Source organism: uncultured Campylobacter sp., assembly GCF_938045465.1.
Lineage (GTDB): Bacteria > Campylobacterota > Campylobacteria > Campylobacterales > Campylobacteraceae > Campylobacter_B.
This window is the reverse complement of sequence record NZ_CALIBF010000122.1, coordinates 38,314-46,127: the sequence shown is the minus strand read 5'-3', so window position 1 is coordinate 46,127 and position 7,814 is coordinate 38,314. Positions and strand designations below refer to the sequence as shown.

The following is a 7,814-nucleotide window of genomic DNA, read 5'->3' as shown; positions in this document are numbered from 1 at the left end:
ATCCACGCCGTAATCCTAAAACTATCCTCTCCGATTAGATAGACCGCGAAGGATGTAAATGCGCCCAAAAAGGACGATACGGCGATACCTACGATCAGCAGAGTAGAGATCGAGCGAGTATGGGCTGTGAGCTTAAAGATCACGATCGACAGCGCGCTTGCGCTTAAAAATGCGAAAATTCCGTAAAAAACGTCGCTAAGCCCCAGCAGGTAAGCTATGACCGCGCCGAAGGTCGCTGCCGAGGCGATGCCGATGATGTAGGGATCCGCAAGCGGGTTTAAAAACACGCTTTGCACCACCACGCCCGAAGTTGCTAGCAGTGCGCCCACTAAGATGCCCATTACTAGGCGCGGCAGGCGCATTTGCAGCAAGATGAGCTGCTTGGTCTCGTCTATCTCGCCGAAGGTGAAAAATTTCGCGACATCGCCTAGCGAAATGCTCGCTCCGCCGCTACTTACGGCTACTAAAGCAAGCAATATGAAAGCTGCGATTAGAAAGAGATAAAATTTAAAGCTCATAGCCCACCAGGCGAACTATACGCGCAAATTTCGTCGCGGCGGATATTTTTAAAATTTAAACGGCGCCAGGAATTTATGCGCGCGGAATTCATGAAATTTTCACGGCTGGTGCCATCATTTTTGCAGCTTGCATAGCTTTTGATATCAGCGCGAAAAAGTACGTAGCCGCACACCTGATTCGGCATAAATTTCCTCCTAAAAGTATTCGCGATTTTTATTAAGAAATTAAAATCGTTATCATGGGATTTTATCGCTTGATTTCTTAAACCGCGATAAATTCCATAACGGCTAAAAGCTGCGGGGTTAAATTTGGGCGATTAGATATTAAAATTTCACGCGACTCCAAGCCGTCTATTTAAATTTGAAATTCAAAATTTAGGCGTTAAATTTAAACGTCGAAAGAGCTCTTTTTAATTTCGCGATTCAGCTTTAAATTATAAAAACGCCGATAAAATACGCACTAAATTTTATTTAACGAGTCCCGCTTTAAAGGCGCAAGCCGTTTTACTAAACGGCAAACTGCGCCGAAGCCGCTCGCTAAGCTTTAAGGAGTGAGCATGAAATTTTGGCAAAAGATCCTTTGGGCGGCGGTCGCCGTCATAGGGGCGTGGTGTTTCGGCATACTTGCGCTAAATAAAGGCGAGAGCATCAGCGCCGTCTGGCTCGTAGTAGCCAGCGCGTGCATCTATCTGATCGGATACACCTTCTACGGACGCTTTATCGCGTATCGCGTATTCGAGCTGGACGATCGCCGCGCAACTCCTGCAGTGATCCGAAACGACGGACGAGATTACGTCCCTACGAACAAATACGTCCTTTTCGGCCACCATTTCGCCGCTATCGCTGGCGCCGGACCGCTCGTAGGTCCCGTAGTGGCCGCACAGATGGGCTATCTACCCGGCACTATTTGGCTTTTGGTGGGCGTCGTGCTTGCAGGCGCGGTGCATGATTTCATCGTGCTCGTGCTCTCCACGCGACGCGGCGGCAAGAGCCTCGGCGAGATGATAAAAGACGAGATGGGCAAGCTCACGGGCGGTATCGCGATGATCGGGATTTTTTTCATCATGCTGATCATCGTAGCGATCTTGGCGATGGTCGTCGTAAAGGCGCTCTCTAACTCGCCGTGGGGGCTTTTTACGATCGCGATGACGATACCGATCGCCGTATTCATGGGAATTTACATGAGGTTCTTGCGACCGGGCAAGGTCAGCGAGGCATCGATCATCGGCTTTATTTTGCTGATGCTTTCGCTCTGGGGCGGGCATTACGTCTCGATCGATCCGTACTGGCACGACGTCTTTTCGCTAAAGGGCGAGACGCTCGCGCTTCTTACGATCGGCTACGGCTTTATTGCGGCGATCTTGCCCGTGTGGCTGCTGCTTGCGCCGCGCGATTATCTAAGCACCTTCCTTAAACTCGGCGTCATCATCGGTATGGCGGTCGCGATAATTTTCGTCGCACCCGAGCTTAAAATGCCCGCTACGACGAAATTTATCGACGGCACGGGTCCTGTTTTTGCAGGTCCGATATTTCCGTTTTTGTTTATCACGATCGCATGCGGCGCGATCTCGGGCTTTCATGCGCTGATCTCCAGCGGCACGACGCCGAAGATGCTCGAGCGCGAAACCCACGCTCTTTTCATCGGCTACGGCTCGATGCTTATGGAAAGCCTCGTGGGCGTAATGGCGCTTGTGGCTGCGTGCATCCTAAGCCCGGGCGAATACTTCGCTATCAACTCGCCTGCCGCGGTACTCGGTAAAGACGCGGTAAGTGCCGCGGCGTATATAAATTCTATCGGATTTAGCATTACGCCCGAGCAGATCGGCGCCTTGGCTTCAAACGTCGGTGAAACCACGATGATGAGCCGCACGGGCGGCGCTCCTACCTTTGCGATGGGGCTAACGATGCTTCTGCATCAGATCATCGGCGGCAAGGAGCTGATGGCGTTTTGGTACCATTTCGCGATCTTGTTTGAGGCGCTGTTTATTCTAACCGCGGTCGATGCGGGCACGCGCACGGGGCGCTTTATGGTGCAAGAAATTTTAGGCAACGTCTATAAGCCATTCTCCGATACCAAAAATTCCCTCTACGGCATCATCGCGACGGTGATCTGCGTGGCGGGCTGGGGCTATCTGCTCTACAGCGGCGTTACCGATCCTATGGGTGGAATTTACACGCTGTGGCCGCTTTTCGGCGCGTCCAATCAGATGCTCGCGGGCATTGCGCTGCTGCTTGCGACGGTGGTGCTTTTTAAAATGGGCAAGCAAAAATACGCCTTCGTCACGATCGCTCCTGCGATCTGGGTGCTTATAACCACGCTTTATGCGGCGATCTTGAAGCTGATGCCGGCTAACGGCGAGCGCGTGCACGACGCGGTAAGCCACGTAGCTATCGCGCAAAATACCGCCGCCAAGCTTGCTAGCCTAAGCGATCCTGCGGCGATCGAAAAGGCGCAGGCTATCATCAGAAACAACGTCATCGACGCCGTACTATGTGCTCTTTTCGTCGTCGTTACGATCATCGTCATCGCTCAAACGATACGAATGTGCCTTAAAATTTCAAAGGGCGGCGCGAACGAGGGGTATTTTAAACTGGCAGAAAGCGAGCACATAGATAGGGGCGTTTATGAAAAAACTTAAATTTAATCCGCTCGCGGCTCCAAAGGCCGTGGCGAGGTTTTTGGCGCGCGCGGATGCCGCACTTGCGCCGCTCATCGGGCTCGGCGATTACGAGGGCTATCTGCGCCATTTCAGAAGCGCCCATCCGGACGAAATCCCGCTGAGCAGGGCGGAATTTTTCCGCGCGATGCAAGATAGCAAGGCAAAAAACGTCAAGTGCTGATAGCGGCGAAAGGGCGCGGTCGCGCCGTACAAATCGTCGTTGATCTGAAATTTTAATTTGATAGGGTGCGGGCGCGCGAGTCATGAAATTTATCCCGCTGCTAGGGATAAAATTTTGCGCATGTCTCGAGCGCTTTAAATTTGCTCGTACTTAGGGCGTTGAGATTTGTCCTTGCCGTTGCGCCCTATTCATCGCCGACCCGCGATTTTTTGCAATGGTCTCACCTCTGCATGTCGTAGAATTTTTAAACGGGTATTTCCGCGTCTTGGTAGAATTCTATATAAAATTTTTGCAAAATTTTTAGCAAACCTGCCTTAATTAAAGGCGCGAAATCACAGCTGTAAATTTTAAATCAGGAATATGGGTGTGCTTGGACCATGGCTTAGATCTTATAGCAGGTTAGAATTTGCTCCGCATCCTCGTCGTAAGCGTTATCTACCAGTACCTGGCATGTGCAGGTATGCGGCTGCGTGTGCTCCTCTTTTTCGACGCCGCCTTCGGGCGCTAAATTTTGCTCGGCAAATGCGTCTTTTTGCTCCGCTTCGTATTTTGCGCTCGCAGCCCGGCAGGAAGCAGCCGTAACGACGCCTAAAATTCTCGCGCCCTTTTGTTTAAATTGATGCGTCAAAACAGGCTTTGTCGCAAGGTATTGGACCTGCTCGCCGAGTTTAAATTTAAAGGGCTCGTCGTACTCAAATTTATCCGTCGCTTCGCACCTGGATTTACTAGCCTCGATCTGCGTAAATTCGCCCGAGCCGCCGCGATTAAATTCGTCCGCTTCGTCGCATCTAAATTCCTCGGCTTTATCGTGCGCAAATTTGTCCGAGCCGTCGTGCTCGCCGCTCTCGAGGTCGCCCGTTTTGCCGTGCTCGAAGCCGCCCGCCTCGCTACGCATGAGATCAAGAACCCTCAGCTCATTCGGCTCGTTTATAAAGTGTCCGCGCCAGCCGTCCGGTCCATTCGCCGCAAGCTCGAATTTATCGAAATCAAAATCGAGCTTCACGCGGAATTTAACGTTAAAATTTGCGTCCGTAAAAACAAGCTCGTTAGCTCCCTCTATTTCGCCGTTTTCGCCCGCTTCGCCCACGCGAATGCAATATCCGCCGCTCGCGCGCTGCGCCTGCGTCATAGGGTAAGTTTTCGCGATGATTTTAAGCTCGCAACCGCTTAAATTTAAGCCGTAAATTTGACCCGAGCGCGTAAAAATCAAGAAATTTAGCTCATCCTGCTTAAAAATCGCCGTGCAGCCCTTTAATCGCTTTCGCATGCCCGCCTGCGTCTTAAAATCGTAAATAAAAAGCGTATCGTCGGTCGCCGTAATAGCCTTTTTATCGCCGCCCTTGCTACTTAGCGCGATAAAATTGCCGTATTTTAGCACGCCCTTCTTGTGCTTTGAGATGAGCGCGAGATCCGCGGCGTTAAATTTATAAATCGTGTCTATAAAGCCCAAAACTACGAGCGTGCGGCCGTCATCGTCAAAGGTCGCGGCACGGGTAAAATCGCGGAAAGGCGCGCCGGCTAGCTGCTTGCCGCTTTCGAGCGAGAATTTTCTAAGCTTCATCTGCTTTTGCTCGTCGTTATCGCCTACGTAAAATGCGCGATCGCCCTTTATCAGGACGTTTTCGCCGATATCGCGAAGTCTGTTTTGAAGCCTACTTTGCCATAAAATTTTCATCCGTCGCTCCTTCCGTCTGCGCGTAAGAACACAGCGCGATTTATTGCTTTTAATTTGCGCTAGCGGTTTTTCAGCGCGCATGCTAATACTTGAATTATTGCTTTTAAATTTACGCTATTTGCGCGGCGCTCGGTACCGATTTAATCGACATTTTAGCCGTGCTTTGCGGGCAAATTTATCCGCGTAGCGTTTGGACCGGGCTAGAAAGAAATTTAACCGCGCGCTGTTTGAGCGAAACCACAAAATTAGCCTCGCAAATTTAGATCATTTTTTCGGTTTATTTTCTTTGATATAGTCCACGGCGATACGCTGGCAGGCGATCTTGTCGTTCTTTTCGAGGCATAAAGTCTCCAGCTCCTCACGGCTGAAATTTTTGTAATCTTTGATCGTCTTTTTGCCGCCGCCTCCCATCACGAAGTATATGAGAACCGCTAAAATCGCCATCACAGCGATTAATCTAAGCATGATTGCCTCCTAAATTTCATAGATTTTGCGCCAAATGTGCGAGCGAATTCGGCGCGTATCTGTTTAAAACAAGCGGTCAAATTCTGTGCCGTTCGAATTTTGCGAGCAGCGCATTTTAAATTTAAAGCGATATCTGCTTCGGAAAGTACCTATCCAGCGTCTGCGCTACCTGCTCTAACCAGACCTTTCGCTCAGCTTCGTCGCTATCTGCGACCACTCTAAACATCAGCCGCTCAAAGGTTTTCACGCCGCAAAAATCAAAAATGCAGTTTTTCCAAATTCTTTCCAGCGGATCGCCGAATATCTCGTTTTCTCTGGCCTTGGGAGTGTTGGAGGTGTTGAAAACTACGGCGGCTTTAGCCTTTAAAAGCCCTATCGGAAGCCCGCCACCATTATCGCCCGGCGCAAAATCGTAGGCTACTCTCTGCCTTAGCACACGGTCAATCCAGCCCTTGAGGATAGCGGGCGGCTCGCCCCACCAGTTCGGATGGACAATCACGATGCCGTGGGCGCTTACGATATCTTTTTGATGCACTTTTAACAGCTCGTCGTCGCTTTCGTCGCTAACGAGCTCGGTGCCGCTAAGGATCGGGTTAAATTTCTCCTTATATAGATCGTGAAATTTAACCTCGTAGCCGCTATTTTGCAGCTTTTCTACCGCTACGTTTGCAATCGCCGCATTTAGGCTTCTTTCGTAAGGATGCGCTAAAATGATGCAGATTTGTTTCATCTTACTCCCACTCTATCGTTGCGGGCGGTTTACTCGAGATGTCGTAAACTACGCGGTTGATGCCGTCCACTTCGTTTATGATGCGGCGAGAGACGTTTTCTAGCAGGTCGTAAGGCAGGCGCGAGAAGCTAGCCGTCATGCCGTCGCTGGCGTCCACTACGCGTATGCACACGGCGTTTTCGTAAGTGCGGTTATCGCCCATGACGCCTACTGAGTGCACGTTTAGCAGCACGCAAAACGCCTGCCACGTTTTGTTGTACCAGCCGCTTGATTTTAGCTCGTCGCGCAGGATCACGTCGGCTTTGCGTAGTAGCTCAAGGCTTGGCGTATTTACCTCGCCCATTATGCGGATCGCAAGGCCAGGACCTGGGAATGGATGGCGGAAAACGACTTCGCGCGAAAGACCTAGCTCGAGTCCCAGCTGGCGCACTTCGTCTTTAAAAATTTCGCGCAGAGGCTCGATCAGTTCAAATTTCATATCTTTAGGTAGCCCGCCTACGTTGTGATGGCTTTTGATCGTTTTGCTTGAGCCTGCGACGGAGCTTTCGATGATGTCGGTATAGAGCGTACCCTGGGCTAGAAATTTTACGTTTTTGTATTTTGCCGCTTCTTTGCTGAAAACCTCGATGAAGGTCGCGCCGATGATTTTGCGTTTTTGCTCGGGATCGACCACCCCTTTTAGTCTGCTTAAAAATAGCTCGCTAGCATCGATCACGTCTAGGCTCACGCCCAGTTTGAGCCTAAACATCTCCTCTACCGCCTTGCGCTCGCCCGCGCGGAGCAGGCCGTTATCGACGAAAACCGCTATCAGGCTCTGCGGCACCGCATGCGCCAAAAGCGCCGCTACGACCGAACTATCCACGCCGCCGCTTACCGCGCAAAGCACTTTGGCGCTGCCTATGCGCTCTTTTATTTTGATCATCTGCTCTTTGGCGAAGCTACCCATATTCCAAGTGCTGGTTATTCCGCAGATCTCTTTGGCGAAATTTTTTAAAATTCTATCGCCGAACTCGCTGTGGCAGACCTCGGGGTGAAATTGCAGCGCGTAAATTTTATGGGTCTCGTCACCAAATACGCACCACTCACTTTCATCCGAGCTTGCCATCACCTCAAAGCCCTCCGGCAGGCTCTCGACCTTGTCCGAATGGCTCATCCAGACAGTAGAGTTATCCTCCACGCCGCCAAATAGCCTGCTAGCGCGAAGCAGCTTTAAAGAAGCCTTGCCATACTCTTTTTTGCCCGCAGGCACGACGCTAGCGCCAAATTTATGCGCGATGAGCTGCATGCCGTAGCAGATACCTAAAATCGGAATTCCAAGCTCAAAAATTCTATCGTCGCAAAAATACGCGTCTTTAGCGTAAACGCTAGCGGGTCCGCCGCTTAAAATAAGACCTTTGGGGTTTTTCGCTTTTATCTTATCGATCGGCGCGTCGTATGCGATCAGTTCGGTGTAAACGCCTTGTTCGCGCAAGCGCCTAGCGATCAGCTGGGTATATTGAGAGCCGAAGTCCAGCACTAAAATGTCTGCCGTTTGCATGAAATTCCTTTGTAAAAATTTTTAAAAGTATAACAAAGCAAAGCTAAA

Annotated in this window: 8 protein-coding genes; 2 read left to right on the top strand and 6 right to left on the bottom strand. The window is 50.6% G+C overall.

The features are described 5' to 3' along the window. Both Q0413_RS06040 and Q0413_RS06035 read right to left on the bottom strand, forming a co-directional pair. Nucleotides 1-518: iron chelate uptake ABC transporter family permease subunit (locus Q0413_RS06040; RefSeq protein ID WP_298988087.1), on the bottom strand; the 518-nt coding region annotated here is incomplete at its 3' end. Further along, the gene (locus Q0413_RS06035; protein WP_298988086.1) at nt 515-703 is read right to left on the bottom strand and encodes a hypothetical protein; all 189 of its coding nucleotides are present in this window, start codon (nt 701-703) and stop codon (nt 515-517) included. The genes Q0413_RS06040 and Q0413_RS06035, both read right to left, overlap by 4 nt. A 372-nt stretch (nt 704-1,075) precedes the next feature. Here Q0413_RS06035 and Q0413_RS06030 point away from each other — a divergent pair, with 372 nt between their 5' ends. Together Q0413_RS06030 and kcuS are read left to right on the top strand one after the other, a co-directional pair. Further along, nucleotides 1,076-3,157 carry a carbon starvation CstA family protein gene (locus Q0413_RS06030; protein WP_298988085.1) on the top strand — a complete coding sequence of 694 codons (2,082 nt, stop codon included), beginning with the start codon at nt 1,076-1,078 and terminating at the stop codon, nt 3,155-3,157. Then, entirely contained in the window at nt 3,144-3,359 is a 216-nt protein-coding gene (kcuS, locus tag Q0413_RS06025; protein WP_298988084.1) for a KCU-star family selenoprotein, read from the top strand. Before Q0413_RS06030 ends, kcuS begins: the two co-directional genes overlap by 14 nt. A 382-nt stretch (nt 3,360-3,741) precedes the next feature. Here the strand turns inward: kcuS and Q0413_RS06020 are convergent, their stop codons facing one another. The 4 genes from Q0413_RS06020 to guaA all read right to left on the bottom strand — a co-directional run bounded on the left by Q0413_RS06020 (nt 3,742) and on the right by guaA (nt 7,766). Further along, nucleotides 3,742-5,034, bottom strand: a complete 1,293-nt coding sequence (locus Q0413_RS06020) for a hypothetical protein (protein ID WP_298988083.1) — start codon at nt 5,032-5,034, stop codon at nt 3,742-3,744. Between the two features lie 264 nt (nt 5,035-5,298). Then, nucleotides 5,299-5,499: a hypothetical protein gene (locus Q0413_RS06015; protein ID WP_298988082.1), complete on the bottom strand. Its 201-nt coding sequence runs from the start codon at nt 5,497-5,499 to the stop codon at nt 5,299-5,301. A gap of 121 nt (nt 5,500-5,620) precedes the next feature. Next, nucleotides 5,621-6,229: an NAD(P)H-dependent oxidoreductase gene (locus Q0413_RS06010; RefSeq protein WP_298988081.1), complete on the bottom strand. Its 609-nt coding sequence runs from the start codon at nt 6,227-6,229 to the stop codon at nt 5,621-5,623. 1 nt (nt 6,230) lies between these two features. Next, nucleotides 6,231-7,766: a glutamine-hydrolyzing GMP synthase gene (gene guaA, locus Q0413_RS06005; RefSeq protein ID WP_298988080.1), complete on the bottom strand. Its 1,536-nt coding sequence runs from the start codon at nt 7,764-7,766 to the stop codon at nt 6,231-6,233. Nucleotides 7,767-7,814 lie beyond the last annotated feature (48 nt).